Origin of the sequence: Ureibacillus sinduriensis BLB-1 = JCM 15800, from assembly GCF_000772955.1 — a bacterium.
GTDB classification, from domain to species: Bacteria; Bacillota; Bacilli; order Bacillales_A; family Planococcaceae; genus Ureibacillus; species Ureibacillus sinduriensis.
This window is the reverse complement of record NZ_JPVO01000046.1, coordinates 71,803-88,270: the sequence shown is the minus strand read 5'-3', so window position 1 is coordinate 88,270 and position 16,468 is coordinate 71,803. Positions and strand designations below refer to the sequence as shown.

Here is a 16,468-nt window from a genome sequence, read left to right as displayed (position 1 = left end):
TTAATAAGAAAGTACCTTGGTGAAGGCTGTTTATCGATTAGAATTGGGTCTCTTAAAGCTTCTTTTATTTTATTGATATAAGCTACATCATCGAAAAAAACTACCCTAGTCCTTTAACTCTATTCCCGGTAGTCCCCCTGAAAGAAATGACTGTAATTAGTGATTCTCCTTTACAAACTATTATTCTAGCCATGCAAATATATTTCGTTTCATTGGCATATAATATTCTGAAAATATAAACTATTGATATAGCATAAATATGACCGTAAATGCGTAAAAGGGGTGGCTGGATTGAATTTACCTTCTGTTCAATTTACAAAGGAGCAAGAAGAATTCAGAGTAGAAGTTCGGACGTTTTTACAAAGGGAGCTGCAAAAGGGAACGTTCCAAACGAAGTGTGATTCATGGTTAAGCGGGAGCGATCCTGCATTTTCCAAATTGATCGCTGAACAAGGATGGATAGGATTGACTTGGCCAAAAGAGTATGGCGGTGCTGAGAGAAGTTCAATCGATCGCTATATTTTGACGGAAGAATTTTTGGCCATCGGAGCACCGGTTGCCGCACATTGGTTTGCGGATCGGCAAACAGGGCCGCTGCTTTTGAGATTTGGCACGGAATTTCAAAAGAAATTGTTCCTGCCGAAAATTGTCAAAGGTGAATGCTTCTTTGCCATTGGTTTAAGTGAACCTAATAGTGGTTCGGATCTTGCCTCGGTGCGTACAAAAGCCGAAAAGGTAGAAGGTGGATGGATTGTAAACGGGGCAAAGACGTGGACAAGTAACGCCCAAGATGCCCATTTCATGATCACGCTCGTTCGGACAGAACCCGTTTCGGAAAAGAAACACCATGGTTTAAGCCAGTTAATTGTCGACCTGAAATCAGAAGGGGTAACCATTGCTCCGATACGATATTTAACAGGCGAACACCATTTTAATGATGTGTTTTTTGATAACGTTTTTGTAGCGGATGACATGGTCGTTGGCGCAATAGGAAACGGCTGGGCGCAAGGTCTGGCTGAATTGGCATTTGAGCGCAGCGGGCCGGAGCGTATTTTGAGTACCTTCCCTTTACTGAATGAGACGATAGAAGAACTCAAACGCCGTCAGGATATCAATGGGTTGGCGCATGCGGCAAAACTCGTCGCCGAATTATGGAGCCTGCGAAATCTATCGATCGGTGTGGCCAAAGTGCTGGAAGAGGGTGGGGAAGTCGGTGTTCCGGCGGCCTTGGTAAAAAGTGTCGGAACGAAATTTGAGCAGAAAATTCCTGAAGTTGTTCGTATGTTGCTGGATGTGTATCCACATCTTCAAGCAGAACGTGACCTGGATCGTTTCTTGGCAGAATCAACCCTTCATGCACCCGGCTTTACGATTCGCGGAGGAACTTCGGAAGTATTGTATGGCATTATCGCGAAGGGAGTGCTTGCAAGATGAGTGAAATGAAAGACATGATTGCAGGCGTCGTAGAAAGAATCTTCAAAGAGAAGGTGGAAAAAGAAACGGTTGATTTGTTGGAAACCGGTAAGTGGGGAGAAGAAGTATGGCAGCTGCTCGTTGAAAATGAAATTGAAAAAGTGGCCATTAAAGAAGGGCATGGTGGTGCCGGCGGGGATTATGAGGATTTATTCCATTTGTATCGACTGGTTGGAAAATATGCCGTACCGATTCCCTTTGTTGAACATACATTAGCCAACCTTGTTTTGGAATACGTGAATAGTCAACCCCAAAGCGGATTATCAACAATTCATATAGCCACACAACCTTTAGAACTTATAAAAGGGAAGGTTACTGGACAACTCCAGCATGTTCCGTGGGCTAGATACGCTGAAAAAATCGTGACACTTGCTACAGAGCAAGGAAAAAACTCTTTAATCATAATCGATTTGGAGGAAGCAACAATTGAAAATTCCACCAATCTAGCAGCAGAGCCAAGAGATCACCTCAGATTCACGGATGCCAACATACTGCTTAATCATCTCCTCACAGAACAGCAACATGAATTCCTAACACAATTACAGACAGCAGCTACGGTAAGCAAAATGGTGGGAGCAATCGACCGTGCCTTTGAGTTAACATTACAATTCAGCAAAGAACGTGAACAATTCGGTCGTCCAATCCATCGATTCCAATTAGTTCAGCAACATCTTGCCATTTTGGCTGGGGAGCAAGCACTTTCCTCGTCTGCATTGGACAATATCATTGCATTGCTCGTTGAAGGGCAAGTGAAAGATGAAATTGCCTTTGCCCGCTTAAAACTGGATGACGCGAGCCGCATTGTGGCAACCAGTGCACACCAAGTCCATGCAGCCATCGGGGTAACCCATGAACATCGATTGCATCACTACACACGCAGATTATGGGCATGGCGGGACGAAGACTTCCATGGGAACTATTGGAGAAAACAATTGGCGGATAAATTGCTTCACTCAACAAATACAATTTGGGAGGACTTAACAAAGTCATAACAAGATGGACTATTTAAGGAGGGCAAATCAGTGTCGGATTTACTATTTGGAGTGGAGAACGGTATTGCAACCATTACATTAAATCGACCGGAAAGCTTTAATGCTTTCAGCGAAGAGATGATTCAACTTTGGATTGCGGCTTTGGAAGATGTGAGGGATGATGATTCGATACGGGTCCTGCTTGTGAAGGGCAATGGCAAATCTTTTTGTGCAGGTGGCGATGTAAAGGCGATGATGGCAGGGAAGGGTTTCTTTGAAAGCCAGGAGGATATTACATCAACCGCACTTGCCAGAAAGAATTCCTTATGGAAAAAAATACAGCGAATTCCGCTCATTTTGGAAGAAATAGATAAACCTGTCGTATGCCAAATGCATGGCTATGCCATGGGGGCGGGCCTGGATATGGGGTTAATGTGCGATATCCGGATTGCCGCTGCTTCTGCCAAGTTCTCAGAAAGCTATATTAATGTAGGCATTGTGCCTGGGGATGGAGGGGCCTACTTTCTACCGAAATTGGTTGGTGTCGATCAAGCTCTAGATCTGTTATGGACCGCTCGCGTCCTCTCGGCAGAGGAAGCAAAGGAAAAGGGGTTGGTGACCTTTGTCGTGGCGGATGAGGAACTGGATTCCTTTGTTCAAGCCTATATCGAAAAACTGAGTTCCGGTCCACAGGAGGCTATGCGTATTATTAAGCGTGCCGTTTATCAAAGCCAAACAATGAGCCTGCGCTCATCATTGGATTATATATCTTCTAAGATGGGCATTGTTACGGAGTTGCCGGATTATAAAGAAGGAGTGTCGGCCTTGTTGGAAAAACGCAAAGCGGAATTTGACTAACTGTGTTCCGGGGGATGTGTCGTTGGTCCAACAACGAAAAATTATCACATGAACCGGTTCGTAAGTATTGCTTTCTGCTCGTCTAGCCCGCCCATCTTTCTTTCAAAGTAATTGCAATCAGTCTACCGGATGTTCGCAACTGCTACTTCTAGAGACTAAATCAAAAATGAAAAACATCGTTCGAAGTGAACAGTTGTTTGACTAACAGTGCTTGGTGACAAGCGGTGTTTTTGTTTTGTCCACCCTTTGCCTCAAGTGCATTTGACGATTTGGTTTAGTCCAGTAGGGGGAGGGGTACAAAATTACTAATTTGGTATAGGAGGAATCAGTATGTATCCATTTGGTAATGAAAATCTCGGAAGATCCAATATTGTGGTAGCCAACGATAAACAAGAGGCGCTGGCAATTGTTGAAAGATTGAAAGCAGAAGGTGTTCAAATCGGCGATATTCATATAGTAGGAAAAGATTTAATCGAGTTTGCAAACTTAAAGTGGGATGCCGAGATCAATCTGCATCGCATTGGCAACAACGGAGACAAGCTCAAATCGTTCCTGACTGGAGAAGATGCTGAAATAGAAGGGTTAAAACATGCAAAGCTGCCCAAAGCGAATCTCCATCTCTATAAACAAATCGTCGATAGCGGCGGCGTCCTTATCTATACAGACGAATACTTGGACACGACAAAAATTGCCAACCAAATTGAAAGAGATCCCAATATCATAGACGACTCAAATACCTATGATGACGGGAAGCGATTTTAAAAGCGGTACAATGCAGAGGAGCATTCATCTATTAGCGGGATGAATGCTTTTTTTATTTTCATCGGCCATCACGAATGTTGGCCATTTCATAAAGAAAACGGCAGCACAACTATAGTGATTAACAAGCATGTTTTCTAAGAGTTGTTAGCATTACAGGTGTTATTTGTCAATAGGTAAATCAAAAAATGTTTATCTACATTCATCAAGGGTACAAAACTAATAACCTATTAAAAGGAGGAATTCAAAATGTATTCAAACAATATGAACGGCAACTACAATATTGAGGTAGCGCACACTACAGAAGAGGCTTGGGCGATTATTGACAGATTGAAAAACGATGGAATTCCAAAAGGCCAAATTAATATGGTGGGGAAAGATTTAACGGAATTTACAAATTTAAAATGGGATGCTGACGTCGATGTACACAATGCCGGAAATTTTGCGGATAAATTTAAATCATTCTTCACCGGGGAAGATGCCGTGATGGCAGGTTTAAGGGATGCAGATTTACCGGAAAGTCAGCTGCACCATTATAAACAGATAGTTGATAATGGTGGTATCCTCATTTATACCGATGAGTATATCGATACGACAGTAGTGGAACGCGACCTGAACACAGGGATCGACTCGTTCTCAAACGACCGTAATCCTTTAATTTAATCTAGTTATAAATAAAAAAGCAGGACTTGGCTTATTATATAAAAAGCGTGTAAAAAGCTTATCGTTTTTAAGGGGCATTCATCCCAGAGGGGATGAATGCCTCTTTTTCTTCTTGGAGTTTAATCATCCAAGTCCCGGGTATTGGTTTAATAGACTATTAAAAGGAGGAATCGGGCTTGTATTCATCATCAAACTTCAACAATCCAGGAAATCTTCATATTGAAGTGGCACACACAAGAAATGAGGCAATGGGAATTATCGATCGATTGAAGACTAGTGGTACTCCGATGGGTCAAATTCATCTCGTAGGAAAAAATTTAGACGCGTTTGCCGACCTGAAATGGGACGCTGACGTCGATATGCATCGTACAGGGAACGCTGTGGATAAGTTTAAATCGCTCTTTACCGGGGAAGATGCGGTCGTGGAAGGTCTTAGAGGCGCCGATATCCCGGAGGCACAGCTTGAGCATTATAAACAAGTTGTTGAAAATGGAGGTGTCCTCATCTATCTGGACGACGGGATGGATGAATATATTGATAGAACACCTGTAGATCGAGAACTAAATGTGGATCAAACGTATTTAGATCGCCGAAACTACTTTTAATGAGAAAAATAGAAGATAAAACTATATACAAGCGGCTTCAATCCAAAAAGGATTGTGGCTGCTTTTTTATTGTGCAGAAATGGTAAGATTTAGCTGTGTAAGTATTAAAGAGTAAATTTTATTTTTTGTGAGATTTTTTGTCGGTTCATCTCGTTTTACTTAGTGAAAAGACAAGGAGGGGTGACATGGAAGAGGACATTCAATCTGTTCGGAGCATATTGGCAGGGGATAAGCAGGCGTACATAGACATTATCAATAAGTATAAAAATCCCATGTATGCAACGGTATTACGCATGACAAAAAATCCAGAAACAGCACAAGATTTATTGCAGGAAGCTTTTATAAAGGTGTACGAGCAACTAAAGAAATATGACCAAAAAGGCTCCTTTAAAAGCTGGATATATAAAGTGGCAATCAATCATTGTCTTGATCAATTGCGTAAAAAACAAATCAAAATCGAGCAAGTGGAAGAAGAACAGCTGACTAACAGTACCACTCCGGAAGTGGTGTTCCTAAAAAAAGAAAAGAGTCGAGAGCTTGAACGCCTCCTCTCGGGTTTGCCTGAAGATGAAAGAATGATTTTATTGTTGCGTTACGCGAATGATTTAAGCTACGAGGAGATTTGCAATACCTTAAGCATTTCATTGGTCGATGTCCGCAACAAGTTGCACCGGGCGAAGAAAAAGTTGCGAAACCAAGCACAAAAAGGAGGGTATTTTTATGATGTGTCCCAAAGAGGATGACTTATTGGCATATATTGATGGCTTTTTGGATGAGGAAGAAACAGAAGCGATGCAGCGGCATCTTCATTCCTGTCCATATTGTGAGCAACAACTGGAAGTGATGGAGAGCGAAAAGACCTTCTTGGAAGAAACATTAAAGACCCCTGTGTTACCGGAAGAGTTTGCGCAAACGGTAATGGAACAAATTCGCCCATATAAAGCAAAACGGAATAGGTCTTGGAAGTGGGGGCTTGGTACAGCAGCAAGCGTGCTTCTTGCAGGTGGGATCCTCGTTTTTGTTAATCCAAGTTTTGCAGAGATTGTGGGTGGTATCTTTTCCACTGATAAAGTAGATAAGGGATTGAATATGGCAGTTGATACCGATATCGCCACACCGGTAGATATTGCGGTCACAGATGCAGGGATTACGCTCCATGTTGAGCATTTGATAGCGGATACTTCCCGTATTGCCTTTTCTTATAGTGTGACAAATAGCCATGGAAAACGTTTGAATCCAGACCTTGAAGATGATCAGAAGGAAAATGTGATCACTTTGCTTGACCAAGACGATAAAGCAGTTGAATGGAGCCGAAGTTGGGGAAATACCGATGATTATGGAATTTATGAATTTTCCTTAGTTGAGGCGGAGAATTTTACTGCAGGTACAATACGGATAGTGGCTACAGAAATTGCCGGCAAAAGCGGGAACTGGACCATAGATATTCCGGTTGATTTATCCGCAGCATATGCCAAACAACAAGTTGTGGATATCGATAAAAGTTTTGTAGAATCAGGAATTGAAGTGAATTTGGGGGATATTAGTTATGCTACATCGACAACAGATATTACGTATCATACGCGGTATACAGATGAAGCAAAGCAAGAATTGCAAGCCGCAATTAAGGAGAAAGTAAAACAGTTCAACGAGGAAATTGTAGATTCATTTTTCCCATACCATCCTTCTATCGGATATCGCATTGAGAACGAGCAGGGGGAAGTGCTGGGCTACCATAATATTTATGCAAAAGAAGATCGCGGGCATCCGGTGACGGAAAATATGATTGGTGGTTCGGGTCACTGGGATGGAGAAAGTAAAGACATGGGTACTATGACAATGACGGATTCGTTTGTTCCCGAAGAAGAAAAAGGTGAACTCTACTTCGTATTGGATACCGTTTATAAAACTAACACACCCGATTTCTCCGTAACATTCAAGCCAGAAGAGCTTCCTTATACATTTGACTATAAAGGCTATGAACTAACGATTGATTCAGTGGAACGAGAAGTCGATTATTCTCTGCAAAAATCATGGATTCCGATTGATCGCCAGGTTTCCGTTGAAGTGTCCATGTCCGGTTATGCAGAACAAAAGGCACCTGAGCTTGCCGTATGGGCCATTGAAGACGGGGAAGGGCAAAGTTATTTCACTTTTGGCAGCGGTGGTGCCACGTTAGATGAAACGGATGAAAAAGGGCGCTTCAAACGGGAAGTGAACCTCATCTCCTATGACTTGAAAGATATTCCGGAAAAAATGACATTGCATCTCATTGCAGAAACAGAAGCAATCAAATTGGAGAATGAATGGCGAGTCCCATTATTTCAGGAATAAATGAAACTTATGGAATGGCCATCCGTATATGAATATAGAAACACAGTTGGTGTCATTTCACCAAGTTCATGTACAAGAAGGAGAAAAGATTTACTTTGAATCATTGACTGAAAAAACTATTATTTTTAGTCTATTTTATTACTATTGCGGATGCATACCATTCAACTTTGACTATGGAATCGAAGTTGCCCCCACGCATGCAAACTTCAAGTGTGGCAGTTGTTGAACCAGATATATCAATGGTTTATATGCGGTAGCAAGGATTAGGAAAAGGCCTCCCAAAATGGAGGCCTTTTCAGATTGTTGACAAACGCATTCATCCTGTCGTGGTTGTCTGCCAAGCGTTTTCAAAACAGTCTAGGTAATCCTTCAATTATTAAAATAATCAAAAAGAGTGAAGACAAAGTCGAATACAGACTTTGTCTTCACTCTGAAAAGGTCTCTACAAAAAGGAGGGCCTTTTATTTATCATCTGATTCGTACTAAAACTGCTTTCCTCTAAAAAGTGGTGGGCCTTGCTTTGATATTTGATAATAAATTTGTGCAAACAGGGAGTTCAACTGATAGGGTAACGTGTGAAATGAAGAGGGAATATGCGGGAAAATAGCCTATGTAAAACTAAAATTTTAAAGAAACTTTAAGTTTTCTAGAAGTGGGTTTATGGTAAAATCTAACTGCACATAAGAGAAGGGATGGTTACATGAAAAAAATAATATCATGTATGTTGGTTTTATTGTTGGCAATCGGATTTGATGTAACAATGGCAAGTGCAAACAATGTAGTTTCAATAGATGGCGGCAAAATCGTAAATAGTCGAACATTAGTGCCGTTACGCTCCATATTTGAAGAATTGGGGGCAAACGTGCAATGGAATCAAAAAGACAAAACGATTACTGCTACAAAAGGGAAGACGAATATTTGGTTAAAAATTGGTTCGAAAAATCCTATAGTGAATGGTAAGGCGGTCATGATCGATGTCCCTGCCCAAATACATGGTGATTCTACATTGGTGCCGCTGCGTTTCATTAGTGAATCCATGGGAGCAACCGTTGAATGGAATGCAAGTAATGAAACGGCAATGATTACTTTATCGGATAAGAAGATAATTGTGAATGTAGGTATCTATGATAGGGCATCCACAAATGAAAAGATTGCCATGAAATCATCGCCGGGTACATCATATCGGACAGCAGGTATGATTCCCGCTGGTACGGAATTGAAGGTAATCGGCGGTGAACCAATCGGCTTCGATCAAAAAGACTGGTATGCATATGAGCAATACGGCTGGTCCAAAATTAAATATAACGGGCAAACAGGCTGGGTGCCAACACATGATTTGAAATTCGCAGATCCATATAATTGGGCACCGGGAGTAAAGGAAGCTACACTTAGCGAGATTAAAAGAAATTTTGTTACATCAAAGGATAAAGTGAAAATTGAAAAGTCCGATGTTGTAGGTGGAATCGGCCTTTACGCAATGTATATACAAATTGAAGGAAAAGGCGAATGGCAATACCTTCTCACAATCGACCCTAAAACAGGTTGGTATCACGGTTGATCTCGGTATAATACGGAAGCATCTCGGTTATTCCATAAGAAGGCGTACTCTTTAAAAGGAGTGCGTCTTTTTTCTATTAAAAAGAATTTGATATTTATGTTAAAGTATGGATAGCGTTGAATGAATTGTAACAGAACGCAAAGTGCGTTCGGTAAACAAGAAAGTAAGAATAGGCGGTAGAATAAATATTAATTCTAGTATCGAATATTGGAGGAATGAGTCGTGAAGTCGATAAAGGTTTACCATTATGATGCATTTAGTAAAACACCCAATAAAGGAAATCCTGCGGGTATCGTATTGGGCGGGGATGAATTGACGGATGAGGAAATGCAAGAGGTTGCTTTGAAAGTTGGATTTAATGAGACGGCCTTTCCTATTCAATCCGAAGTGGCGGACTTGCAAATTCGTTACTTTACGCCCGGACATGAAACAAACCTTTGCGGACACGCAACCATGGCAACGGTTTATGCACTCATCACGAGAGGGTATTTGGGGAATAAAACAGATTTCACGATTGAAACAAAAGCAGGGGTCCTACCGATTTCCGTCAAAACAACGGCTGAAGGTGAAATACTGATTACGATGAAACAAGCCCAACCAGAATTTAAAAAATTTAAAGGTTCAAAAAAGGATTTAGCTGCCTCGATAGGTTTGGAAGAAAAGGATATACATGATGATTTGCCAATTGCTTATGGAAGTACAGGTGCCTGGACATTATTGGTACCTATCAAAGAATTGGTGGCTTTTGAAAAAATGAAACCGAATAGTAAAGAATTTCCATCTATTTTAAAAGAGATGCCAAAAGCGTCTGTTCATCCATTCTGCATGCAGGCTTATGGTATGGATGTCGACATGCATGCCCGGCACTTCTCCTCACCGTACTCAGGTACTATTGAAGATGCCATCACTGGTACGGCATCGGGGGTAATGGGAGCCTATTATGCTGAGCACATAAATAACAAGTTCAACGATTCGTTGAATTTAATAGTGGAACAAGGCCATGAAATGAAGAAAGATGGTCGGGTCATGGTGAGGGTTTCCAGGAATGAAAATAGTTTTGACATACAGATTACGGGAAATGCAGTTTATGTAAAAGAATTTGATGTGACGTTAGATAAATAATATAAGAGAATGTATCAAAATGAAGCCCTTTATAATTAGGGGGGGATGAGAACAACCGGAATCCACTCCTGCTTCATAATTAAAAAAATTTGGCCTTTACTCCAATAGAGTAGAGGTTTTTTTGGGTTTTCGAGACGGGAAAGGCATGGTTTTAATTTAACGGGCTTTATATAAGTAAAAAGAAAATATTGTAAATTAAAACTGGTGTGTATATAATGTGTATAAAGTATATATACATTATTACCAGAAGAGGGATCCCTATGCAAATAATCATTTCCAATACTTCAAAAGAGCCGATCTATGAGCAAATATATGTGCAAATCAAGAAACAAGTTTTGACTAATGAACTTCAGGCAGGAGCCGCTTTACCTTCAATGCGTGAATTGGCCAAAGACCTGGGAATTAGTGTAATCACTACAAAGCGGGCGTATGAAGAGCTTGAGAAAACGGGTTTTATTTATTCAGTCGTCGGAAAAGGCTCGTTTGTGTCCGAGCAAAATAAAGAAATGATCCTGGAACGCAAAATGAAAGTGATAGAGGAGCAGTTAATGGCTGCAATCCAAAATAGCAAAGAAATCGGAATAGAATTACCGGAATTAAAAGAACTGCTCACAATGTTATATATGGAGGATGTATGATGGAAAACGTTATAGAACTTAGAAATGTAAATAAGGCCTTCAATGGCTTCGAATTGAAAGATGTATCTTTCTCGGTCAAGAAGGGCTTTGTGACAGGTTTTATCGGTGGCAATGGAGTGGGGAAATCCACAACCATCAAACTGATTATGAATCTTTTGCAGCCGGATCATGGGGAGGTCTCAATCTTTGGGCTGGATTACAAAAAGCATGAAAAAGAAATCAAGCAAAGAATTGGCTTTGTGTTCGATCAAAACGTGTTTTATGAAAATCTTACGTTGCTGGAAATGAGGAATATTATCAAACCTGTATATAGGAAGTGGGACGATGCACTATTCCATTCTTATGTAGAGCGGTTCAAGCTGCCTTTAAAGAAAAAATTAAGCACATTCTCGAAAGGTATGGTGATGAAAGCCTCATTAACGATGGCATTATCCCACCATGCGGAGTTGAGTATAATGGATGAACCAACATCCGGGCTGGACCCTATATTTCGCAGGGAACTGTTGGATATTCTCCACGACCTTATGCAGAATGGGGAAAGAACGATATTCTTCTCTACACATATCACGGCAGACTTGGATCGAATCGCGGATTATATAACGTTCATCCACAATGGACGGCATATTTTTACAAAGGAGTTTTACACTATCGAAGAAGATTATGCGATTGTAAAAGGGGAAGTCGGTTTACTGGATCGTGATACAGAAAAGGAATTTGTGGGTATTCGTAAATTCAATCATGGTTTCGAAGCATTGACGGCTTATAAGCAACGAACACAAAATATCTTCGGCGATACGGTCATATTGGAGAAACCGACACTTGAAGACATTATGCTTTATACACAGAAAGGAATCAATCGATATGTTGAATCTCATACGTAAAGAAATTGTTTTACAAAAAAAGACGTTGATGATTATGTTGCCGCTGCTATTTGTTTTTTTATTTGAAGGTATTTCTTCGATCTGGATCGGTGTTATATTTTGTATTCCCCTCATTATGCAAAGTTTTTCAATAGAAGAAAGGTCCAGTATCCAACTGCTATTAAACTCATTACCATACACGAGAAAAGAAATCGTTAGTTCGAAATATTTGGGCGCCTTTGTTTTTACGTTTTTTATTCTTACGACCATCTCTATCGGAAATTTGATTATTTACGGAGAAATTACACAATGGAAACAATTATTGTTTATTTTCTGTAGTGTTGCACTCTTTATCTCGTTTGCGTTTCCATTTTCTTACCAATTCAAAAGTCAATATATCATGACGGCATTTGCTATTTTGTTTGTTCTTTATCTAATCGTTATCAATAAGTTTATCTCAAATCTGAATGATCGCTTAAGAGAGGGTGTTCGAATCGTCTTATCATATGATAATACACTGTTGTACGCAGGAGTACTTTTGACGGTTGTCGTTCTCAGTTTCTTTTCTTGGATGCTTTCCATCCGGATTTATAGCAGGAAAGTATTATAGAGTAACTCTTTTCTTTAATGTTCCTAAAATTGGCACTATCCTTGAATGGGATAAGTGCTATTTTTTATGGACGGTTTTCCGCATACATCTTAACTAAAAGGTGTTATAAATTGTTTTTTGTAAATGTAGAATTTTACTTTGTATAAGTTAACTTTACTTTTATAAAAGGAAAGTGTATAATCCCAATATGAGGAAAAAGAGGGGGGATTAATGATGAAGGAAGATTTTGGAGATTCCATCCAGAATAAAGTGTATGAATACAGGGTGTTAAGGAGAATGTCACAGAAGGAGTTGGCTGATGCAGTTGGAGTATCCAAACAAACAATATTTGTAATGGAAAAGAATAATTATTCTCCTTCACTTGTCTTGGCTTTCCGAATAGCCAACTTTTTTGAAGTCGATATCAATGAAATATTCTTCTATGTAAGAAAGGATGATGAAAATGGTTGAATTACTAAATAGTTGGATGTTGGAAAGCTCAGGAAACTTCAATATGATAGTGGGATTGACGATGGTTCTATGGGTTGGGTCACTGGTTGTGCAGTTCTTTTTTAGCAATAAAATAGGCAAACCTGATGAAAGAACAAATGCCATTTATCTCAAGATCATATCTTGCATGTTTACAACACAGCTCATTATGAATGCGATCTTCATTACTTTCGTTGACCGTGACATTGAATACTTCCGTCAGTTTTTCCTTCTATTCCAAGGGGTTGTATTCCTGGTCGGTGCAATTTACACAATCCGGTTATACAGAAAAGACTTTAAATAAGAAGAGGTGCTGCCGCTAGAGGGTAAAGGTACTTTGTGAGGGAAGGAAGCACCCCGACAGGAGTAGTATTTGAGCATTCATGCACTTTAAGTTATAATGGCTTTCTTGAGCGTCAATTAAAATATTAGAATTTATTGTCCGAGGTGCTATAAAGGTGATACCGTTACAAGAATTGCATATGTATAAGAATTTTGACGAGCTTGCGAGTGATGTGCTTGCCTTGGCAAAGGAAATCATGCCTGACAGGTTGATTTTTATAAATTCTTTAAATGATCAGCATCAAATTGTTTTAAAACTCTCGGATACCGATACAAAGATTCGCCTGACGGAAGGAAAGGTTTTAAACCTTGATCAAACCCTTTGTAATCGAATTGATTTTGAAATCAACGAACCGCTCATCTATGAGGATATAAAGAGAGAATCCTGTTTAGATAGTATAAGAGGAACGCTTGAGGAAGCGAATATTAACTCGTATGTCGGAATCCCGATTTCTCTTGTTGATGGAGAACGGTTTGGGACATTATGTGTAGGCCATCATGAAGCCAGTCACTTTGATAAGAAAAGCATCAACATGCTCCAACGAATTGCCCGGATGTTCTCCAGTTACTTGGATTTGGAAAGGCTGGCCTATAAAGATTCCTTAACAGGTCTTTATAATAGGCAGTATCTTTATAAATATTTTGAAGAGTTTCCTGCTGCGGAAGGCGTTCTTTTCTTTATAGATTTGGATGGGTTCAAAAAAGTGAATGATGAATACGGCCACGATACCGGGGATCAGGCATTGAAGGAAGTGGCCTTAAGGCTTCAGGGATTTATAAAAGAGTCGCAGGATGCTTTCGCCGTGAGATTGGGGGGAGATGAATTCCTGCTTAACTTCCCGCACATTGCTTCCCGTGACGAGATTAATATGCTGGGGCACGGGCTAATTAACTGTCTTAATACATGGGATAAGGAATACCAGTTATCCGCAAGTATAGGGATTGTACCATACCGTGCCGATAGTGCTATCAAGCTCAACACGCTCCTGAAGGACGCAGACAATGCCATGTATCGTGCAAAAGCGGCAGGAAAGAATAATTATAAAGTTTTCGATTGTGTGGAGAATAGTGCATCCTAGGAAGTTATGGGCAGATGCATTAAAAAGAATAAAAACTTGGTATAGTATTCGATATTGTGGCGCATTTCTCTAATTGGGAATGCACCTTTTTTTATTTAAAGACCCAAAACGAATATATTTGAAGTACTTAAGAAAAGATATGACAGAAATATGACAGTAACTAGTTATTTCTCCCAAGGAGCGCGATTGTACAGCATAAAGTGAAACATTTATAAAATATAATACAAAGTAAATCCAAATGAATGGAAGTGTTGTACTTGAGGATTTTGGTGACTGGTTCGACGGGACAGCTCGGTTCGGCATTGCTGCGTCAATTGAAGGGGAGTAATGATGAAGTTAGAATAACTTCGAGAAGAAAGCCTGAGGGAATGGGAGATTTCACATGGGTATACAGTGATATGTTAACGGGTGAAGGTTTGGAAGCAGCAGTGAAAGATGTCGATGTAATTATTCACACAGCAACAAGCCCGACAAAAAGTTCCAGAGACATCGAAATTACGGGTTTTGAGAACTTTTTGGGCAAGCTGCACCACATACAGCACTTTATTTATCCATCAATTGTGGGCATCGAAGAGATCCCGTTCAACTATTATCGGCTTAAATATGAAGCGGAAAGTTTGCTAAAGAGCAGCAACATTCCCTATACAATTGTGCGGGCTACCCAATTTCATGGTTTTGTGGAAAATCTGCTAATCTCAAAACCATTGTTTAAAAGATATATTGTCCCTGGCAAGATGAAATTCCAGAGCGTGGATGTGAATGAATATGCCAGTCATTTAATTGATCTAATTCACCAAATTCCTCAAGGAAGAACCGAAGATTTCTGTGGACCTGAAATATTGACATTAAAAGAAATGGCAAATTTGAAAATTAAAGTCAACGATGAGGATAATCGTGTTTTGAGTATTCCTTTGGCAGGAAAGCTATATAGATCCTTTACCGAAGGAAAAAACACAAATTCAATGGGGAAGATGGGGAAAATTAAATTTGAACAATATTTAAAAAACAAGCTGGAATAAGGCCCCGTTGTATAGAAACTCATCCCCTTGAAAACAGGGTATCCTAGTGGAACTTCTAGGGGTTACGACGTTTAATAATTATCCTATTGAGTGTGATTCGAAGCTGTGAATTGCGCTCTTTTTTATATACGGGAGCAATTTATGGCACCCACTTATGTAAGTTCGTGGGGGTTAGGGGTGAAGCAGGAATTTAAGTATCATCTTTGATTGGTAAGGATGGAATTTATGCTAAACTCTGTCATGAATATATGAGTTTCAGAAGTATGGCATAATAGTATGTATATAGCCTTTCGTAGATTTGGAAGGCTTTTTCAAAAATATAAATATGGGAGTGACCGCAGATGCCGTTGACTTTTGCTCATCCAGCCGCAGTTTTACCTTTTTCAAGGAAGAGCAAATACATAAACTTTTTAGCATTAGTTTTGGGTAGTATGGCACCGGATTTTGAATATTTCCTTCGTGGGATGCCTTATGGAGTGATTGGCCATACATTTTTTGGTTTTGTATTTTTTAATCTGCCTGTCATAATCATCGTTTATTGGACTTATAAGAAATGTATACATAGTGCGTTATATCAACATCTACCTTCGATTTTGCAAGATTGTCCGTCCGATGTGACAAAATCAGCGGGGGTATTCAAGTCTTTTGTCTTCCTCTACTGTGCTTTTTTAGGCATGCTGACTCATGTCGTCTGGGACGCGTTCACACATCTAGAAGGATATATGGTTCGAAACTTATCAATCCTATCTTATCCTGTTCAAATTCTAAATTATCAAATACCGCTTTTTAAGTTACTTCAACATGGGAGCACGATTACAGGCATTACCTTCATATTGGGATATTTGTATATTCGTGCAGGAAGAAGTCGAAATAATCGTCAAGTTACAGCAAGTCCAAACCAAAAACTTATATACTGGGGCCTTATTGCATTGTTCACCATAATTTTTTTTGGTCTTTGGTATTTGATCGGTGAAGTGTCTATTCAAGCATATGGCATTATTGTCGTTCGAATAATCGATGCAGCTTTGATCGGCTTGTTAATCGTCTCGCTTTATTTTAAACAAATGAATAGAGTCAAAGAATGAGGTTTTTTAAAATTTGGGAGGACGTTA

Annotated in this window: 18 protein-coding genes; all 18 read left to right on the top strand. The window is 39.9% G+C overall.

Annotated features, from left to right (window positions below; genetic code table 11):
- The first annotated feature begins 291 nt into the window (after positions 1–291).
- Positions 292–1,434 (top strand): acyl-CoA dehydrogenase family protein, encoded by a 1,143-nt coding sequence (locus CD33_RS06885; protein ID WP_036199396.1) that lies wholly within the window; start codon positions 292–294, stop codon positions 1,432–1,434.
- Positions 1,431–2,465 carry an acyl-CoA dehydrogenase family protein gene (locus tag CD33_RS06880; protein WP_036199394.1) on the top strand — a complete coding sequence of 345 codons (1,035 nt, stop codon included), beginning with the start codon at positions 1,431–1,433 and terminating at the stop codon, positions 2,463–2,465. The genes CD33_RS06885 and CD33_RS06880 overlap by 4 nt, the downstream gene beginning before the upstream one ends.
- Before the next feature lie 30 nt (positions 2,466–2,495).
- Positions 2,496–3,302 (top strand): enoyl-CoA hydratase/isomerase family protein, encoded by an 807-nt coding sequence (locus CD33_RS06875; protein WP_036199391.1) that lies wholly within the window; start codon positions 2,496–2,498, stop codon positions 3,300–3,302.
- A 330-nt stretch (positions 3,303–3,632) separates the two neighbouring features.
- A complete protein-coding gene (locus CD33_RS06870; protein WP_036199389.1) occupies positions 3,633–4,064 on the top strand; it encodes a general stress protein in 432 nt (143 codons plus the stop codon).
- A 246-nt stretch (positions 4,065–4,310) separates the two neighbouring features.
- Complete coding sequence (locus CD33_RS06865; protein ID WP_052130079.1) at positions 4,311–4,724, top strand: general stress protein; 414 nt, start codon at positions 4,311–4,313, stop codon at positions 4,722–4,724.
- Positions 4,725–4,948: 224 nt separating this feature from the next.
- Positions 4,949–5,329: a general stress protein gene (locus CD33_RS06860; RefSeq protein WP_373906684.1), complete on the top strand. Its 381-nt coding sequence runs from the start codon at positions 4,949–4,951 to the stop codon at positions 5,327–5,329.
- 185 nt (positions 5,330–5,514) lie between these two features.
- The gene (locus CD33_RS06855; protein ID WP_036199387.1) at positions 5,515–6,072 is read left to right on the top strand and encodes an RNA polymerase sigma factor; all 558 of its coding nucleotides are present in this window, start codon (positions 5,515–5,517) and stop codon (positions 6,070–6,072) included.
- The gene (locus CD33_RS06850; protein WP_036199385.1) at positions 6,050–7,660 is read left to right on the top strand and encodes a DUF4179 domain-containing protein; all 1,611 of its coding nucleotides are present in this window, start codon (positions 6,050–6,052) and stop codon (positions 7,658–7,660) included. The genes CD33_RS06855 and CD33_RS06850 overlap by 23 nt, the downstream gene beginning before the upstream one ends.
- Positions 7,661–8,360: 700 nt before the next feature.
- Positions 8,361–9,218, top strand: coding sequence for a copper amine oxidase N-terminal domain-containing protein (locus CD33_RS19420; protein WP_052130073.1), 858 nt, complete (start codon positions 8,361–8,363; stop codon positions 9,216–9,218).
- Between the two features lie 222 nt (positions 9,219–9,440).
- Positions 9,441–10,340, top strand: coding sequence for a PhzF family phenazine biosynthesis protein (locus tag CD33_RS06840; protein ID WP_036199383.1), 900 nt, complete (start codon positions 9,441–9,443; stop codon positions 10,338–10,340).
- 260 nt (positions 10,341–10,600) lie between these two features.
- Entirely contained in the window at positions 10,601–10,978 is a 378-nt protein-coding gene (locus CD33_RS06835; protein WP_036199381.1) for a GntR family transcriptional regulator, read from the top strand.
- Positions 10,978–11,859 (top strand): ABC transporter ATP-binding protein, encoded by an 882-nt coding sequence (locus tag CD33_RS06830; protein WP_036199379.1) that lies wholly within the window; start codon positions 10,978–10,980, stop codon positions 11,857–11,859. The genes CD33_RS06835 and CD33_RS06830 overlap by 1 nt, the downstream gene beginning before the upstream one ends.
- Positions 11,840–12,448 carry an ABC-2 transporter permease gene (locus CD33_RS06825; RefSeq protein WP_036199377.1) on the top strand — a complete coding sequence of 203 codons (609 nt, stop codon included), beginning with the start codon at positions 11,840–11,842 and terminating at the stop codon, positions 12,446–12,448. Before CD33_RS06830 ends, CD33_RS06825 begins: the two co-directional genes overlap by 20 nt.
- A gap of 213 nt (positions 12,449–12,661) precedes the next feature.
- Complete coding sequence (locus CD33_RS06820) at positions 12,662–12,898, top strand: helix-turn-helix transcriptional regulator (RefSeq protein WP_036199375.1); 237 nt, start codon at positions 12,662–12,664, stop codon at positions 12,896–12,898.
- Entirely contained in the window at positions 12,891–13,220 is a 330-nt protein-coding gene (locus CD33_RS06815) for a hypothetical protein (protein WP_036199373.1), read from the top strand. The genes CD33_RS06820 and CD33_RS06815 overlap by 8 nt, the downstream gene beginning before the upstream one ends.
- A gap of 154 nt (positions 13,221–13,374) precedes the next feature.
- Entirely contained in the window at positions 13,375–14,337 is a 963-nt protein-coding gene (locus CD33_RS06810; RefSeq protein WP_235863361.1) for a sensor domain-containing diguanylate cyclase, read from the top strand.
- A gap of 248 nt (positions 14,338–14,585) precedes the next feature.
- Complete coding sequence (locus tag CD33_RS06805; protein WP_235863367.1) at positions 14,586–15,356, top strand: SDR family oxidoreductase; 771 nt, start codon at positions 14,586–14,588, stop codon at positions 15,354–15,356.
- Between the two features lie 341 nt (positions 15,357–15,697).
- Positions 15,698–16,441, top strand: a complete 744-nt coding sequence (locus CD33_RS06800; RefSeq protein WP_036199367.1) for a DUF4184 family protein — start codon at positions 15,698–15,700, stop codon at positions 16,439–16,441.
- Positions 16,442–16,468 lie beyond the last annotated feature (27 nt).